Genomic DNA, 17147 nt, shown 5'->3' on the forward strand with positions numbered 1-17147 from the left:
CGTCCACAACGGGCCGGAATGGCCCCCGTTTTAAGAGACCGGGGATTCTAGAGAAAGCAAGCCAATAGGTCAATTTCCAACCAACGTTTCCTTATAAATAGATCTTCGGAGCCGCCAGGACCTGTTTACCCGGTTTGCCAAAGATAAAAATAAAGAAGGGAATTATTTAAAGCTTTTCTGTAAAGCTTGTAAAAGCTAGGTACACCGTTATCTGTGGATAACTGGCTCAAGGCCTTGTTTCAAGCGATGTACAGATAATGACAACTACAGTGGAAAACCGTGTTCAGCCTGTGCTGCGCTGTCGGATAACCTGTGTGTGGAATAGGTGGTTATCCACAGGCTGGTTATCCACCGACTTTCGCCCCCAGTTGTCCAGTGTGCTCAGATAGGGTTATCCACAGAGCTTATGCACACACCGTCGGTCGCCTTTTTCGCGTTTAACGCATTGATAAATCATGTCCACCGGGCAACCTGCATGTGGATAAGTGGACGACTGGCCGCTACAATGGCCGCTTGTTTTTGCCTCACCGGCTTTCAACTTAGGGGATATCCGTGTCAGTGGAACTTTGGCAGCAGTGCGTGGAGCTTTTGCGCGAAGAGCTGCCTGCCCAACAATTCAACACCTGGATCCGTCCACTACAGGTCGAAGCCGAAGGCGACGAGTTGCGCGTCTACGCACCGAACCGTTTTGTTCTGGACTGGGTCAACGAAAAGTACCTGGGGCGCGTCCTTGAACTGCTGGATGAGCATGGCAACGGTCTCGCACCGTCGCTCTCCTTATTAATAGGCAGCAAGCGCAGTTCGGCTCCTCGTGCCGCACCGAACGCACCGTTGGCTGCTGCGCAAGTGTCCCAGGCTCAGGCCAATGCCGCGCCGGCCAGTGCGCCAGCACCAGCTCCGACGCCTGCGCCGACCAAGCGCACAACGCAGAAAACAGAAGAGATCAGTGAAGAGCCGTCCCGCGACAGCTTCGATCCGATGGCTGGTGCCGCGTCTCAACAGGCCCCGGTTCGCGCCGAACAGCGCACCGTGCAGGTCGAAGGCGCGCTCAAGCACACCAGCTACCTGAACCGCACCTTTACCTTCGAAAACTTTGTCGAAGGTAAATCCAACCAGCTCGCCCGTGCGGCGGCCTGGCAGGTGGCAGACAACCCGAAGCACGGCTACAACCCGCTCTTCCTTTATGGCGGCGTAGGTCTGGGTAAGACGCACTTGATGCACGCGGTGGGTAACCATCTCTTAAAGAAGAACCCGAATGCCAAGGTCGTGTACCTGCATTCCGAGCGTTTCGTTGCCGACATGGTCAAGGCACTGCAACTGAACGCGATCAACGAGTTCAAGCGTTTCTACCGTTCGGTGGACGCCCTGCTGATTGACGACATTCAGTTCTTCGCCCGCAAGGAACGTTCCCAGGAAGAGTTTTTCCACACCTTCAACGCCCTGCTTGAAGGTGGTCAGCAGGTCATTCTCACCAGTGACCGCTACCCGAAAGAAATCGAAGGCCTTGAAGAGCGCCTTAAATCCCGCTTTGGCTGGGGCCTGACGGTTGCCGTCGAGCCGCCGGAGCTGGAAACCCGCGTCGCCATCTTGATGAAGAAGGCCGACCAGGCCAAAGTCGAGTTGCCACACGATGCGGCGTTCTTCATTGCCCAGCGCATTCGCTCCAACGTCCGTGAACTGGAAGGCGCGCTGAAACGCGTGATCGCCCACTCGCACTTCATGGGCCGCGACATCACCATCGAGTTGATTCGCGAATCCCTGAAAGACCTGTTGGCGTTGCAGGACAAACTGGTCTCTGTGGATAACATTCAGCGCACCGTCGCCGAGTACTACAAGATCAAGATCTCCGACCTGCTGTCCAAACGCCGTTCGCGTTCGGTCGCTCGTCCGCGTCAGGTGGCCATGGCATTGTCCAAGGAACTGACCAACCACAGCCTGCCGGAAATCGGCGATGTGTTTGGCGGCCGGGATCACACGACCGTGTTGCACGCCTGCCGCAAGATCAACGAACTTAAGGAATCCGACGCGGACATCCGCGAGGACTACAAGAACCTGCTGCGTACACTGACCACTTGATGAACACCAGCGCAGCTTATTAAGGCAAGGGACTAGACCATGCATTTCACCATTCAACGCGAAGCCCTGTTGAAACCCCTGCAACTGGTCGCAGGCGTCGTCGAGCGCCGACAGACCTTGCCGGTACTGTCCAACGTGCTGCTGGTTGTCGATGGCCAGCAACTGTCGCTGACCGGTACCGACCTGGAAGTCGAGCTGGTCGGTCGCGTGCAACTCGAGGAGCCGGCTGAAACAGGTTCCATCACCGTGCCGGCGCGCAAGCTGATGGACATCTGCAAGAGCCTGCCGAACGATGCGCTGATCGATATCAAGGTCGACGAGCAGAAGCTGGTGGTGAAAGCCGGCCGTAGCCGTTTCACCCTGTCGACCCTGCCGGCCAATGACTTCCCGACTGTGGAAGAAGGCCCGGGTTCGCTGACCACCAGCCTGGAACAGAGCAAGCTGCGTCGTCTGATCGAACGCACCAGTTTCGCCATGGCCCAGCAGGACGTGCGTTACTACCTCAATGGTATGTTGCTGGAAGTGTCGACCGGTGTGATCCGTGCCGTGGCTACCGACGGTCACCGTCTGGCCATGTGCTCGATGCAGGCCGACATCGGTCAGCAGGAACGCCATCAGGTGATCGTGCCGCGTAAAGGCATTCTCGAACTGGCACGTCTGCTCACCGAGCCGGACGGTAACGTCAGCATCGTCCTGGGCCAGCACCACATCCGTGCGACCACCGGCGAATTCACCTTCACCTCGAAACTGGTCGACGGCAAGTTCCCGGACTACGAGCGCGTTTTGCCGAAGGGCGGCGACAAGCTGGTACTAGGTGATCGTCAGGCGTTGCGCGAAGCGTTCAGCCGTACCGCGATTCTGTCCAACGAGAAGTACCGCGGTATCCGTCTGCAACTGGCCAGCGGTCAGTTGAAGATCCAGGCCAACAACCCGGAGCAGGAAGAAGCGGAAGAAGAAGTAGGCGTGGAATACAACGGCGGCTCCCTGGAAATCGGCTTCAACGTCAGCTATCTGCTCGACGTGCTGGGCGTGATGACTACCGAGCAGGTTCGTCTGATCCTGTCCGACTCCAACAGCAGTGCGCTGGTGCAAGAGTCCGACAATGACGATTCGGCTTACGTTGTCATGCCGATGCGTCTGTAATCAGCTGACTCTGGATGTCTTTAAGTCGCGTCTCGGTCACCGCGGTGCGCAATCTGCACCCGGTGACCTTCTCCCCCTCCCCCCGAATCAACATTCTTTACGGCGCCAACGGCAGCGGCAAAACCAGTGTTCTGGAAGCCATTCACCTGCTTGGGCTTGCCCGTTCGTTTCGTAGCACGCGGCTGTTGCCGGTCATCCAGTATGAGCAACTCGCCTGCACCGTATTCGGTCAGGTCGAACTCGCCGAGGGTGGCCACAGCGCATTGGGGATATCCCGCGACCGTCAGGGCGAGTTCCAGATTCGCATCGATGGTCAGAATGCTCGTAGCGCTGCACAACTGGCGGAAATCCTGCCGCTGCAGTTGATCAACCCCGACAGCTTTCGCCTGCTGGAAGGCGCGCCGAAGATTCGCCGGCAGTTCCTCGACTGGGGTGTGTTCCACGTCGAGCCGCGGTTCATGGCCACCTGGCAGCGTTTGCAGAAGGCCTTGCGCCAGAGAAACTCCTGGCTGCGGCATGGTACACTTGACGCCGTTTCGCAAGCGGTTTGGGACAGGGAACTGTGCCAGGCCAGCGCTGAAATCGATGAATACCGCCGCGCTTACATCAAAGCCTTGAAACCAGTCTTTGAACAAACCTTGAGCGAACTGGTTGAGCTCGAAGGTTTGACGCTCAGCTATTACCGAGGCTGGGACAAGGACCGGGAATTGAGCGCCGTACTTGCCGGATCCGTGCAACGGGACCAGCAAATGGGTCATACCCAGGCCGGGCCACAACGGGCTGACTTGCGTCTTAGATTGGGCGCACACAATGCCGCGGACATCTTGTCCCGGGGTCAGCAGAAGTTGGTGGTCTGTGCATTGCGGATTGCCCAGGGGCATCTGGTGAGCCAGGCCCGACGCGGCCAGTGTATTTATCTGGTGGATGACTTGCCGTCCGAACTGGACGAGAGCCACCGTCGCGCGCTGTGCCGTTTGCTGGAAGACTTACGCTGCCAGGTCTTTATCACCTGTGTAGATCACGAATTATTGAGGGAAGGCTGGCAGACGGAAACGCCAGTCGCTCTGTTCCACGTGGAACAGGGCCGTATCACCCAGACCCACGACCATCGGGAGTGAAGGCATTGAGCGAAGAAAATACGTACGACTCATCGAGCATTAAAGTGCTGAAAGGCCTGGATGCCGTGCGCAAACGTCCCGGTATGTACATTGGTGACACCGACGATGGCAGCGGTCTGCACCACATGGTGTTCGAGGTGGTCGACAACTCGATCGACGAAGCCCTCGCCGGCCACTGCGACGACATCAGCATCATCATCCACCCGGATGAGTCCATCACCGTTAAAGACAACGGCCGTGGCATCCCGGTAGACGTGCACAAAGAGGAAGGCGTTTCCGCCGCCGAGGTCATCATGACCGTCCTCCACGCTGGCGGTAAGTTCGACGACAACTCCTACAAGGTATCCGGCGGTCTGCACGGTGTAGGTGTTTCTGTTGTGAACGCGCTGTCCGAAGAGCTGGTACTGACCGTTCGCCGCAGCGGCAAGATCTGGGAACAGACCTACGTTCACGGCGTGCCTCAGGCACCGATGGCGATCGTTGGCGACAGCGAAACCACCGGTACCCAGATTCACTTCAAGGCTTCCAGCGAAACCTTCAAGAACATTCACTTCAGCTGGGACATCCTGGCCAAGCGCATTCGTGAACTGTCCTTCCTAAACTCCGGTGTCGGCATCGTCCTCAAGGATGAGCGCAGCGGAAAGGAAGAGCTGTTCAAGTACGAAGGCGGCCTGCGTGCGTTCGTTGAATACCTGAACACCAACAAGACTGCGGTCAACCAGGTGTTCCACTTCAACATCCAGCGTGAAGACGGCATCGGCGTGGAAATCGCCCTGCAGTGGAACGACAGTTTCAACGAGAACCTGTTGTGCTTCACCAACAACATTCCGCAGCGCGACGGCGGCACCCACCTGGTGGGCTTCCGTTCCGCACTGACGCGTAACCTGAACAACTACATCGAGCAGGAAGGTCTGGCGAAGAAGCACAAAGTCGCCACCACCGGTGACGATGCCCGTGAAGGCCTGACCGCGATCATCTCGGTGAAGGTGCCGGATCCGAAGTTCAGCTCCCAGACCAAAGACAAGCTGGTGTCTTCCGAAGTGAAGACCGCGGTCGAACAGGAAATGGGCAAGTACTTCTCCGACTTCCTGCTGGAAAACCCGAACGAAGCCAAACTGGTCGTCGGCAAGATGATCGACGCCGCCCGTGCCCGTGAAGCGGCGCGCAAGGCTCGTGAAATGACCCGCCGCAAAGGCGCGCTGGACATCGCCGGTCTGCCGGGCAAACTCGCTGACTGCCAGGAGAAAGACCCGGCGCTGTCCGAACTGTACCTCGTGGAAGGTGACTCCGCGGGCGGCTCTGCCAAGCAGGGACGTAACCGCAAGACCCAGGCCATCCTGCCGCTGAAGGGCAAGATCCTCAACGTCGAGAAAGCCCGTTTCGACAAGATGATCTCGTCCCAGGAAGTGGGCACCCTGATCACCGCGCTGGGCTGCGGCATCGGTCGCGAAGAGTACAACATCGACAAGCTGCGCTATCACAACATCATCATCATGACCGATGCTGACGTCGACGGTTCGCACATCCGTACCCTGCTGCTGACCTTCTTCTTCCGTCAGTTGCCTGAACTGATCGAGCGCGGTTACATCTACATCGCCCAGCCGCCGCTGTACAAAGTCAAGAAAGGCAAGCAAGAGCAATACATCAAAGACGACGACGCCATGGAAGAGTACATGACGCAGTCGGCCCTGGAAGATGCGAGCCTGCACCTGAACGAAGACGCCCCGGGCATTTCCGGCGAAGCGCTGGAACGACTGGTGAACGACTTCCGCATGGTGATGAAGACCCTCAAGCGTCTGTCGCGCCTGTACCCGCAGGAGCTGACCGAGCACTTCATCTACCTGCCGGCCGTGAGCCTGGAAATGCTCGGCGACCACGCCAAGATGCAAGACTGGCTGGCCCAGTACGAAGTCCGTCTGCGCACCGTCGAGAAGTCGGGCCTGGTCTACAAGGCCAGCCTGCGTGAAGACCGTGAACGTGGCGTGTGGCTGCCAGAGGTCGAACTGATCTCCCACGGCCTGTCGAACTACGTCACCTTCAACCGTGACTTCTTCGGCAGCAACGACTACAAGACCGTCGTCACCCTCGGCGCTCAACTGAGCACCCTGCTCGACGAAGGCGCGTACATCCAGCGTGGCGAGCGCAAGAAAGCGGTCACCGAGTTCAAGGAAGCCCTGGACTGGCTGATGGCCGAAAGTACCAAGCGCCACACCATTCAGCGATACAAAGGTCTGGGCGAAATGAACCCGGATCAGCTGTGGGAAACCACCATGGACCCAAGCGTGCGCCGCATGCTGAAAGTCACTATCGAAGACGCCATTGGCGCAGACCAGATCTTCAACACCCTGATGGGTGATGCGGTCGAACCTCGCCGTGACTTCATCGAGAGCAACGCTCTGGCGGTTTCCAACCTGGATTTCTGATCCCGGTCGGCGCTAACGAAAAGGCCAACGCACAAGCGTTGGCCTTTTTTATTGCCTGCGATTCACTCCCCTGCCGCCACACTCTCCAACCGATACCCATACCCATAAATCGTCAGCAACTGCCAACCCCGATCCGCCGTCAGCCCGAGCTTGTTGCGCAGGCGATAGATATGGGTGTCCAGCGGTCGCGATGTGGACATCTCTTCGTGGGGCCAGAATCGTTCGTACAGGTAATCCCGTGAAAGCGGTCGGCCAAGATTGCTGAACAGGCAGTGAGCGAGTCGATACTCGCGCTCGGTCATGACGATCGGTTTCCCGTCGCGGGTGACGGTCAGCTCGGCGTCGTCGAACACCAGGTCATTGAAACGCAGGATTTCGGCCGGGGCGTTACGTTGCAGGCTGTGCCGACGCAGTACCGCTGCAACCCGGGCTTTCAATTCATTGGGCCGAAACGGCTTGCTGACGTAATCGTCGGCCCCGGCATTCAGGGCCTGGACGATGTCGCTTTCACCATCGCGGCTGGTCAGCATGATGGCCGCCGGGGGGGCTTCCATGTGTTCGCGGGTCCAGCGCAGCAGCGCCATGCCGGTGAGGTCGGGCAATTGCCAGTCGAGGATCAGCAGGTCGAAGGTTTCCCGGCGCAATTGTCGCAGCAGGTCTTCACCGCTTTCGAAGCTGTGCAGTGACCAGGGCTGTCCTCCGGCCTCGGCCATTTGTTGCAGGGTCTGCTCGACCCGGCGCAGTTCGGCGGGTTCATCGTCCAGTATCGCAACGCGCATACGCGGTGGTTCCTTGTCGCTCGGGCAATGGGTGCCGACCGGATCGGCTCACTCCATGCAGTGAAAGTAAGCGGCACGCCGTGGGGTGAGCCGCTATGATTCTTCGGGTCTACGTCCTCAGACCGGCCGCCTATGAAACCATTCAACCCACCCTGCCCTGTTTCCCATGAATAACCACCGCCGACACGAAAGCCGCGTCCCCAGCCAGGTTCAGCGTTTGTTCCGGCAACTGGTGCGCGAGTGGGTGTGGATAAGTCTAGTGCTGTTGCCGCTGACTGCACTGCTTTCCTGGCGTGCGCAGATCAATTTGCATGATCCGGCGCCGTTGATGGGCGCGGGACTTTCAGTTGCCTTGGTCGCGTGCGTACTTGGATTGCTGCTGTGGCGTCCACGTCTGGCGCTCTGGCTGACATTGGGCGGGATGGCCTGCGTGCTGCTGACCAGTGCGGGGCTGGCGGAGATGAGGCGTTGGTGGTCGCCGACACCGGCGGTGCTGGGTATGTTGTTCGGTTATTTGATCTGGAACTGGCGACGTCTGAGCGTGGTGCTGACCTATTTCGGCTGGGAGCTGGCGCGGCTGGACAGTGAACCGAAAGTCTTTCCCGAACGGCGTCGGGCGCAGTTTCCCAGCGCCGACCGCTTGCAGGGGCAGATCATGGCGCTTGAGCAAGCCATGAGCCGCACCCGCGATACCCGCCGATTCATTGCCGACGGGCTGGAGTATCTGCCGGTCGCAACGCTGATCAGCGATCCACGGGGACAAGTCTTGTTGGGCAACCGCAAGGCCCGGAGCCTGTTCGATCACAATCTGGTGGGCGAGGATGTGCTCGATCAACTCGCGAGCCTGGGCTATCCGGAGTTGTCCACAGAGTCGCGTCCGCCGCTATCCGAGCTTCCTCTGCTGGAATTTCGTGACCACAAGGAGCGTAGCCTGCGTCTGGAGCGCGCCGCTTTATTGCCGGTCGATGGCGACTTGCCGATCGGCTGGCTCCTGAGCCTCACTGACCTGAGCGCCGAACGCGCCGCCGAGGAACAGCGCGGTGTGTTGCTGCGCTTTCTGTCCCATGACCTGCGTGCCCCTCATTCGGCGATTCTTGCCCTGCTCGAGGTACACCGGCATCAGACGGGAACGGATTCGCCGCTGTTCGAACAGATTGAGCGCCAGGTACGCCGGGCGCTGGAGCTCACCGACGGCTTCGTTCTGCTGGCACGGGCCGAATCCGAGACGTATCAGTTTCAACCGAGCCTGTTCGGGATGCTGGTCATGGACGTGCTGGATCAGGCCTTGCCCATCGCCCAGCAAAAACGCATTGAGCTTTTGAGCGACATGGACGAACAATCACACGAGCGCCTGATCCTGGCCGATCAGGGCTTGCTGACCCGCGCACTGTTCAACCTGCTGGAAAATGCAATCAAGTACAGCCCGGCCGGATCAACCGTCGATCTGCGTGTCAGTTGCCACGACGACTGGCTGCGTTGCGAACTGACCGATCAAGGCAAAGGCATCGCTGCAGAGGAGCTGCCCGACCTGTTCAGCCAGTACCGGCGCTTTTCTTCTGCACAGGGCATCGACGGCGTGGGCCTGGGGTTGTCGATGGTCAAAGCCGTGGTCGATCACCATGGCGGTCGGATCGAGTGCCTGAGCGTGGTCGATCAAGGCACGACGTTCCGCCTGGAGCTGCCGCTGATCGCCGAAGAGCAGGCATAAAAAAACCGGCTATATCAGCCGGTTACCTTACTTCCGAAAAAAACTTATGCACCTTTTACGGTGTTTTATCAGCTTCGGAAATATATAAGTAAATCAGTAACTTAATCAGATAATTAGGGACTTTGCGAACAAACCGTACACAGGTTATCCACAAACCTCAGACAGCGATCTGATCGTTCGCAGCCGGTGCCTCAGGGGCCGGAGGCAGCGAGCCCATTTCCCGTTGGGTCTTCTCGTTCCACGCCTGCACCCGATCATTCAGATCGGCGATGGCGCGGGGGCCACTGCCCTCGGCGTACATCGGCTCACCAATCACCACAGTGATCACGCCCGGCTTTTTACCCCAACCGATTTTCGGCCAGAACTTGCCGGCATTGTGCGCAATCGGCAGTACCGGAAGCGCAGCATTCACTGCCAATGCACTGCCACTGCGGGAGAACTTGCCGATGGTGCCATGAGGAACGCGAGTGCCTTCAGGGAAGATCAGCACCCAGACATTGTCCTTGAGCAGCTCGTCACCTTTCGCAGCGACTTGCTTGAGGGCGGCTTTCGGGTTGTCGCGGTCAATCGCGATCGGCCGCAGCATGGCCATCGCCCAGCCGAAGAACGGCACGTACAGCAGTTCGCGCTTGAGCACCTGGCTCAAGGGCGAGAAATAAGCGGAGAGAAAAAACGTCTCCCACGTGCTCTGGTGGTTCGATTGAATCACGCAGGGCCGGTCAGGGACGTTTTCCGCGCCTTTGACTTCGTAACGGATACCGAGAAACACCTTGGTCAACCACAAGGCGCAGCGGCACCAGTACACGTTGATGAAACGATAGCGCGCCTTGAACGGCAGAAAGGGCGCGATAAAAAAGCTCAGGCTGCACCACAGCAGAGCGGTGGTGCCCAGCAGCAGGTAAAAGAGGAAGATTCTGATGGCCTGCAGTATCGACATGGCGACGTTTACCGTTACGGGCGATGCCCGACTGTTCAAGCGCACTCCCGATCAATCCCTGGTCAGGAACTTCAGAAGCACTCTAGTTGTGGATAAGTTCTGCGGCAATCGCCGCGAGATCGTCAAAAATCAGGGTGCCCACCGGCAAGGTCTTGGCCTGAGTCTTTTCGCCTTTCCCGGTCTTTACCAAAACGGGCTGTGAATCGACGGCGTTGGCGGCCTCCAGGTCACCAAGGCTGTCGCCGACGAACCAGACATTCGTCAGCGCGACGTCGTAATGCTGCGCGATGGTTTTCAACATCCCCGGTTTCGGCTTGCGGCAGTCGCAACCCTCGTCCGGCCCATGCGGGCAGTACACGATCAACCCGACTTCACCGCCCTGCTCCGCCACCAGTTCGCGCAGACGCGCGTGCATGGCATCGAGGGTGGCGAGGTCGTAGTAGCCGCGAGCAATGCCCGACTGGTTGGTGGCGACCGCCACCGTCCAGCCGGCCTTGCTCAACTGCGCAATCGCTTCGATCGAGCCGGGCAGCGGAATCCACTCCTCCACCGACTTGATGTAAGCGTCGGAGTCGTAATTGATCACTCCGTCCCGATCGAGAATCAGCAGTTTCAACAGCAATCCCTCAACCCAGCAGCGAAATGTCGGCAACGCCCAGGAACAGGCCACGCAGACGCGCCAGCAGCGCGTAACGGTTGGCCCGCACATTGGCGTCTTCGGCATTGACCATCACCGCGTCGAAAAACGCATCCACCGGCTCGCGCAGTGCAGCCAGACGTGCCAGCGATTCGTTGTACTGACGCGCCGCAGCCATTGGCTGTACAGCCTGGTCCGCTTGCTGGATCGCCGAGTACAGCGAGAACTCGTTGGCATTGTCGAAGTACTTGGCCTGGACTTCGGTCGGCACCGAGCCTTCCACCTTGCTCAACAGGTTCGATACGCGCTTGTTCACCGCCGCCAGCGCTGCCGCTTCCGGCAGTTTGCGGAAGGCCTGCACCGCTTGCACACGCTGGTCGAAGTCCAGCGCCGAACCCGGCTTCAGGGCACGTACCGACAGGTAGGTGGCGACATCCACGCCTTCGTCTTCGTAACGCGCACGCAGACGGTCGAAGATGAACTCCAGCACCGCGTCGTTCAGGCCGGCAGCCTTGACCTTGGCACCGAACGCATTCACGGCGAACGCCACGGCGTCGTTCAGGTCCAGATCCAGTTGTTTCTCGATCAGGATCCGCAGCACGCCCAGTGCCGCACGGCGCAGGGCATACGGGTCTTTGCTGCCGGTCGGCAACATGCCGATGCCGAAGATGCCGACCAGGGTGTCGAGCTTGTCGGCGATGGCCACGGCCGCACCGGTCAGGGTGGCTGGCAGTTCAGCGCCGGCACCGCGCGGCATGTACTGCTCGTTCAGCGCCAGGGCGACGTCTTCCGGCTCGCCGTCATTGAGGGCGTAGTAGTAACCGGCGACACCTTGCATCTCCGGGAACTCGCCGACCATTTCGGTGGCCAGGTCGCACTTCGACAGCAACCCTGCACGGGCAGCCCACGAAGCGTTGCCACCGATGCGAGCGGCGATGTACGCGGCCAGTTTCGATACGCGCTCGGCCTTGTCGTAGACGCTGCCGAGTTTTTCCTGGAACACCACGTTCTGCAGGCGATCGTTGAACGCTTCGAGCTTCTGCTTCTTGTCCTGCTTGAAGAAGAACTCGGCGTCGGTCAGACGTGGGCGAACCACTTTCTCGTTACCGGCGATGATCTGCTGCGGGTCTTTGGAATCGATGTTGGCCACGGTGATAAAACGCGGCAGCAACTTGCCATCGGCATCCAGCAGGCAGAAGTACTTCTGGTTGTCCTGCATGGTGGTGATCAGCGCTTCCTGCGGCACGTCCAGGAAACGTTCCTCGAACGAGCACACCAGCGGCACCGGCCACTCGACCAGCGCAGTCACTTCGTCGAGCAGCGCCGGTGGCACGATCGCGGTGCCTTCCTGACGGGTCGCCAGCTCTTCGGTGCGCTTGCTGATGATTTCGCGACGCTCGTTGGCGTCGGCCAGCACGTAGGCGGCACGCAGGTCTGCCAGATAGCTCGACGGCGAACCGATGCGCACGCTTTCCGGGTGGTGGAAACGGTGGCCACGGGATTCACGACCAGCCTTTTGGGCAAGGATCGTGCAGTCGATGACCTGGTCGCCGAGCAGCATCACCAGCCACTGGGTCGGACGCACGAACTCTTCCTTGCGCGCACCCCAACGCATGCGTTTCGGGATCGGCAGGTCGTTCAGCGAGTCTTCGACGATGGTCGGCAGCAGGCTGGCGGTCGGCTTGCCGGCGATGTTCTGGCTGTAGCGCAGTTTCGGACCGCTCTGGTCGATTTCGCTCAGCTCGACGCCGCACTTCTTGGCGAAGCCCAGTGCCGCTTGAGTCGGGTTGCCTTCGGCATCGAACGCGGCCTGACGCGGCGGGCCGTCGAGGTTGATGCTGCGATCCGGCTGCTGGGTGGCCAGCGCAGTGATCAGCACGGCCAGACGACGCGGCGCGGCGTAGACGGTTTTGGTCTCGTAATTCAGGCCGGCAGCTTGCAGGCCCTTGTCGATACCGGCCAGGAACGCTTCGGCCAGGGTGTTCAGGGCTTTGGGTGGCAGTTCTTCGGTGCCCAGTTCAACCAGAAAATCTTGAGCACTCATTGTGCAGCCTCCAGCTTGGCCAGTACTTCGTCACGCAGGTCCGGGGTTGCCATCGGGAAGCCCAGCTTGGCGCGGGCCAGCAGGTAGGCTTGGGCGACGGAACGCGCCAGGGTGCGAACGCGCAGAATGTATTGCTGACGCGCAGTCACCGAGATCGCCCGGCGCGCATCCAGCAGGTTGAAGGTGTGCGAGGCCTTCAGAACCATTTCGTAGCTTGGCAACGGCAGCGGCTGGTCGAGTTCGATCAGGCGCTTGGCTTCGCTTTCATAGAAATCGAACAGTTCGAACAGCTTGTCGACGTTGGCGTGTTCGAAGTTGTAGGTGGACTGCTCCACTTCGTTCTGGTGGAACACGTCGCCGTAGGTCACTTTGCCGAACGGACCGTCAGCCCAGACCAGGTCGTAGACCGAGTCCACGCCCTGCAGGTACATGGCCAGACGCTCCAGACCGTAGGTGATCTCGCCGGTCACCGGGTAGCACTCGATGCCGCCCGCCTGCTGGAAGTAAGTGAACTGGGTCACTTCCATACCGTTCAGCCAGACTTCCCAGCCCAGACCCCAGGCGCCGAGGGTCGGCGATTCCCAGTTGTCTTCGACGAAGCGGATGTCGTGGACCAGCGGGTCCAGGCCGACATGCTTGAGGGAGCCCAGGTACAGCTCCTGAAAGTTGTCCGGGTTCGGCTTCAGGACTACCTGGAACTGGTAGTAGTGCTGCAGACGGTTCGGGTTTTCGCCGTAACGGCCGTCAGTCGGACGGCGGCTTGGCTGCACGTAGGCGGCGTTCCAGGTTTCCGGGCCGATGGCGCGCAGGAATGTCGCGGTGTGGAAAGTGCCGGCGCCTACTTCCATATCGTAGGGCTGAAGTACCACACAACCTTGCTCGGCCCAGTATTGCTGGAGCGCGAGGATCAAGTCTTGGAAGGTACGCACGGCTGGCGTAGGCTGGCTCACGAAATTCACCTGTTTCTTGGGCTGCGATTTAAAGAGCGGGAGTATACCCGATTCAGTCGCACCTCCACCCCCTGGAGCCTTATGCCACGCTGCTTTTGGTGCAACGAAGATCCGCTGTACATGGCTTACCACGATCAGGAGTGGGGCACGCCGCTACGCGATGCGCAGGGTTTGTTCGAGTTGCTTTTGCTCGAAGGGTTCCAGGCCGGGCTTTCGTGGATCACCGTACTGCGTAAACGCGAGCGGTATCGCGAGGTGTTGTTCGGCTTCGACGTACAGCGCGTGGCGCAGATGAGCGACGCGGAAATCGACGAATTGATGCTCGATCCGGGGATCATCCGCAACCGCCTCAAGCTCAACGCCGCGCGGCGCAACGCCCAGGCCTGGCTGGCGCTGGAGGATCCGGTGGCCTTCCTCTGGTCGTTTGTGGATAACCGCCCGGTGATCAATCATTTCAAGGATCGCAGCGAAGTCCCGGCGATCACCCCGCAGGCCGTGGCCATGAGCAAAGGCCTGAAAAAGGCCGGTTTCACCTTTGTCGGTCCGACCATCTGCTACGCGCTGATGCAGGCCTCGGGCATGGTCATGGATCACACCCAGGACTGCGACCGCTACGCGCAGCTCGTCAACGCCGGTTAGAATGGCCGCCTCGCGCACAGCACAAGATCAGGAGTGACCTGTGGAAAAGTTTAAAGGCGCCATGCTGGTTGGCGCTCTGCGGCTGTTTGCCCTGCTTCCGTGGCGGGCCGTGCAGGCCGTGGGTTCGGCGATCGGCTGGATCATGTGGAAAACCCCCAACCGTTCCCGCGATGTGGTGCGGATCAACCTCGCCAAATGTTTTCCACAGATGGACCCGGCCGAACGCGAGCGTCTGGTCGGCCAGACCCTGAAAGACATCGGCAAGTCCCTGACCGAAAGCGCCTGCGCCTGGATCTGGCCGGCCCAGCGTTCCATCGACCTGGTGCGCGAAGTCGAAGGGCTCGAAGTGCTGAAAGAAGCGCTGGCCTCGGGCAAGGGCGTGGTCGGCATCACCAGCCACCTGGGCAACTGGGAGGTGCTCAACCACTTCTATTGCAGCCAGTGCAAACCGATCATTTTCTACCGGCCGCCGAAGCTCAAGGCTGTGGACGAATTGCTGCGCAAACAACGCGTGCAACTGGGCAACAAGGTCGCTGCGTCGACCAAGGAAGGCATCCTCAGTGTCATCAAGGAAGTGCGCAAGGGTGGTCAGGTGGGGATTCCCGCGGACCCGGAACCGGCCGAATCCGCCGGGATCTTCGTGCCGTTCTTCGCTACTCAGGCCCTGACCAGCAAGTTCGTACCGAACATGCTCGCCGGTGGCAAAGCGGTTGGGGTGTTCCTGCATGCCCTGCGGTTGCCGGACGGTTCCGGCTATAAGGTGATCCTCGAAGCGGCGCCGGAAGCGATGTACAGCACCGACACTGAAACCTCCTGCGCGGCGATGAGTAAAGTCGTCGAGCGTTATGTGGCGGCTTATCCGAGCCAGTACATGTGGAGCATGAAGCGCTTCAAGAAGCGTCCGCCGGGCGAAGCGCGCTGGTACTGATCGGCAATGTGCGTTTGTGGATAACCTGACCAAACGGGTTATCCACAGCCGTCACGGCTTCTGCCGTTCGAGCTTCTTCAGAAACACCGTCATTTCCTTCTCGGCCTGCTTGTCGCCATGGGCCCGGGCCGCTTCCAGCCCCTGCTCCCACGCATGACGCGCAGCCGCCATGTCACCCAGCGCCACTTGCGCCTTGCCCAACAATTTCCACGCCGCCGAGTATTTCGGATCGAAGCCGACGCAACGCTGGAAATGCTCGGCTGCCTTCGCGTTCTCCCCCAGATCCAGATAACTCTTGCCGAGGCCGAAGCGCAGCAGCGAGTTATCCACACCCTTGGCGAGCATTTTTTCCAGGGATTCGATCATCGGTCTCGCCTCTTGGTCGGTCAGAAGAAACTCAGTCCTACGTGGAACAGCTTCTCCACATCGCGAATATGCTTTTTATCCACAAGGAACAGGATCACATGGTCGCCCGCTGCGATCACCGTGTCGTCATGAGCGATGATCACTTCTTCATCGCGAATGATCGCGCCGATGGTGGTCCCCGGCGGCAGCGCGATGTTTTCGATGGCCTTGCCGATGACTTTGCTCGACTTCGAATCGCCATGGGCCACCGCTTCGATGGCCTCTGCCGCGCCCCGACGCAATGAGTGCACGCTGACGATATCGCCGCGCCGCACGTGGGCCAGCAAGGTGCCGATAGTCGCCAGTTGCGGGCTGATGGCGATGTCGATGTCGCCGCCCTGGATCAGGTCGACGTACGCCGGGTTGTTGATGATCGTCATCACCTTCTTCGCGCCCAGACGTTTGGCCAGCAGCGACGACATGATGTTGGCTTCGTCATCGTTGGTCAGGGCAAGGAAGATGTCCGCGTCGGCAATATTCTCTTCCAGCAGCAGGTCGCGATCCGACGCGCTGCCCTGCAGCACCACGGTGCTGTCGAGTGTGTCGGAGAGATAACGGCAGCGCGCCGGGTTCATCTCGATGATCTTCACCTGGTAGCGGCTTTCGATGGCCTCGGCCAGCCGCTCGCCGATCTGCCCGCCACCGGCGATGACGATGCGCTTGTAGCTTTCGTCTAGACGGCGCATTTCGCTCATCACTGCGCGAATGTTCGCACGGGCGGCGATGAAGAAGACTTCGTCGTCGGCCTCGATCACGGTATCGCCCTGGGGAAGAATCGGTCGGTCACGACGGAAAATCGCGGCCACTCGGGTTTCCACATTCGGCATGTGTTCTCGCAACTGGCGCAGTTGCTGACCCACCAGCGGCCCGCCGTAGTAGGCGCGCACCGCGACGAGTTGCGCCTGGCCTTCGGCGAAATCGATCACCTGCAAGGCGCCGGGATGCTGGATCAGACGCTTGATGTAGTTGGTGACCACCTGCTCGGGACTGATCAGCACATCGACCGGAATCGCCTCGTTCTGGAACAGTTGCTCTTCGCGAGTCAGGTACGACGCTTCGCGCACCCGGGCAATCTTGGTCGGGGTGTGGAACAGGGTGTGAGCGACCTGGCAGGCAACCATGTTGGTTTCGTCGCTGTTGGTCACCGCGACCAGCATGTCGGCGTCGTCGGCGCCAGCCTGACGCAGAATGTTCGGCAACGAGCCACGGCCCTGCACGGTGCGGATGTCCAGGCGATCGCCCAGATCGCGCAGACGGTCGCCGTCAGTGTCGACCACCGTGATGTCGTTGGCCTCGCTGGCCAGATGTTCAGCCAGCGAACCGCCGACCTGTCCCGCACCGAGGATGATGATTTTCATCC

At 59.9% G+C, this 17147-nt stretch carries 14 protein-coding genes; 7 read left to right on the plus strand and 7 right to left on the minus strand.

What is annotated here, in order from left to right; all coding sequences use genetic code 11:
- Positions 1–552 precede the first annotated feature (552 nt).
- From dnaA to gyrB, 4 genes are read left to right on the plus strand one after another with little or no spacing between them, the layout of a single operon-like run.
- On the plus strand, positions 553–2076 hold the full coding sequence (dnaA, locus tag EIY71_RS09215; RefSeq protein WP_011331732.1) for a chromosomal replication initiator protein DnaA: 1524 nt from the start codon (positions 553–555) through the stop codon (positions 2074–2076).
- A 39-nt stretch (positions 2077–2115) separates the two neighbouring features.
- A complete protein-coding gene (dnaN, locus tag EIY71_RS09220; protein ID WP_007954131.1) occupies positions 2116–3219 on the plus strand; it encodes a DNA polymerase III subunit beta in 1104 nt (367 codons plus the stop codon).
- 14 nt (positions 3220–3233) lie between these two features.
- Positions 3234–4337: a DNA replication/repair protein RecF gene (recF, locus tag EIY71_RS09225; protein WP_003220208.1), complete on the plus strand. Its 1104-nt coding sequence runs from the start codon at positions 3234–3236 to the stop codon at positions 4335–4337.
- Between the two features lie 5 nt (positions 4338–4342).
- The gene (gene gyrB, locus EIY71_RS09230) at positions 4343–6760 is read left to right on the plus strand and encodes a DNA topoisomerase (ATP-hydrolyzing) subunit B (protein WP_011331734.1); all 2418 of its coding nucleotides are present in this window, start codon (positions 4343–4345) and stop codon (positions 6758–6760) included.
- A 62-nt stretch (positions 6761–6822) separates the two neighbouring features.
- Here the strand turns inward: gyrB and EIY71_RS09235 are convergent, their stop codons facing one another.
- The gene (locus tag EIY71_RS09235; protein ID WP_085748006.1) at positions 6823–7539 is read right to left on the minus strand and encodes a response regulator transcription factor; all 717 of its coding nucleotides are present in this window, start codon (positions 7537–7539) and stop codon (positions 6823–6825) included.
- Between the two features lie 166 nt (positions 7540–7705).
- Between EIY71_RS09235 and EIY71_RS09240 the strand changes: the two genes are divergently transcribed.
- Complete coding sequence (locus tag EIY71_RS09240; RefSeq protein ID WP_134021475.1) at positions 7706–9247, plus strand: HAMP domain-containing sensor histidine kinase; 1542 nt, start codon at positions 7706–7708, stop codon at positions 9245–9247.
- A 157-nt stretch (positions 9248–9404) separates the two neighbouring features.
- Here the strand turns inward: EIY71_RS09240 and EIY71_RS09245 are convergent, their stop codons facing one another.
- The 4 genes from EIY71_RS09245 to glyQ all read right to left on the minus strand — a co-directional run bounded on the left by EIY71_RS09245 (position 9405) and on the right by glyQ (position 13815).
- On the minus strand, positions 9405–10184 hold the full coding sequence (locus EIY71_RS09245) for a 1-acyl-sn-glycerol-3-phosphate acyltransferase (RefSeq protein WP_085606324.1): 780 nt from the start codon (positions 10182–10184) through the stop codon (positions 9405–9407).
- A gap of 82 nt (positions 10185–10266) precedes the next feature.
- The gene (gene gmhB, locus EIY71_RS09250; protein ID WP_166673419.1) at positions 10267–10806 is read right to left on the minus strand and encodes a D-glycero-beta-D-manno-heptose 1,7-bisphosphate 7-phosphatase; all 540 of its coding nucleotides are present in this window, start codon (positions 10804–10806) and stop codon (positions 10267–10269) included.
- Between the two features lie 4 nt (positions 10807–10810).
- On the minus strand, positions 10811–12865 hold the full coding sequence (glyS, locus tag EIY71_RS09255) for a glycine--tRNA ligase subunit beta (RefSeq protein ID WP_134021481.1): 2055 nt from the start codon (positions 12863–12865) through the stop codon (positions 10811–10813).
- A complete protein-coding gene (gene glyQ / locus EIY71_RS09260; protein ID WP_003187265.1) occupies positions 12862–13815 on the minus strand; it encodes a glycine--tRNA ligase subunit alpha in 954 nt (317 codons plus the stop codon). The genes glyS and glyQ overlap by 4 nt, the downstream gene beginning before the upstream one ends.
- A gap of 81 nt (positions 13816–13896) precedes the next feature.
- Here glyQ and tag point away from each other — a divergent pair, with 81 nt between their 5' ends.
- Together tag and EIY71_RS09270 are read left to right on the plus strand one after the other, a co-directional pair.
- Positions 13897–14454, plus strand: a complete 558-nt coding sequence (tag, locus tag EIY71_RS09265; protein ID WP_007954111.1) for a DNA-3-methyladenine glycosylase I — start codon at positions 13897–13899, stop codon at positions 14452–14454.
- 40 nt (positions 14455–14494) lie between these two features.
- Entirely contained in the window at positions 14495–15382 is an 888-nt protein-coding gene (locus EIY71_RS09270; protein WP_085748012.1) for a lysophospholipid acyltransferase, read from the plus strand.
- 51 nt (positions 15383–15433) lie between these two features.
- Here the strand turns inward: EIY71_RS09270 and EIY71_RS09275 are convergent, their stop codons facing one another.
- Together EIY71_RS09275 and trkA are read right to left on the minus strand one after the other, a co-directional pair.
- Positions 15434–15748 carry a tetratricopeptide repeat protein gene (locus EIY71_RS09275; RefSeq protein WP_134021484.1) on the minus strand — a complete coding sequence of 105 codons (315 nt, stop codon included), beginning with the start codon at positions 15746–15748 and terminating at the stop codon, positions 15434–15436.
- 20 nt (positions 15749–15768) lie between these two features.
- Entirely contained in the window at positions 15769–17145 is a 1377-nt protein-coding gene (gene trkA / locus EIY71_RS09280; protein WP_085606334.1) for a Trk system potassium transporter TrkA, read from the minus strand.
- Between the last annotated feature and the right edge of the window lie 2 nt (positions 17146–17147).

This window comes from Pseudomonas sp. CH235 (assembly GCF_004368175.1).
In the GTDB taxonomy this organism is placed as follows: Bacteria; Pseudomonadota; Gammaproteobacteria; order Pseudomonadales; family Pseudomonadaceae; genus Aquipseudomonas; species Aquipseudomonas paraglycinae.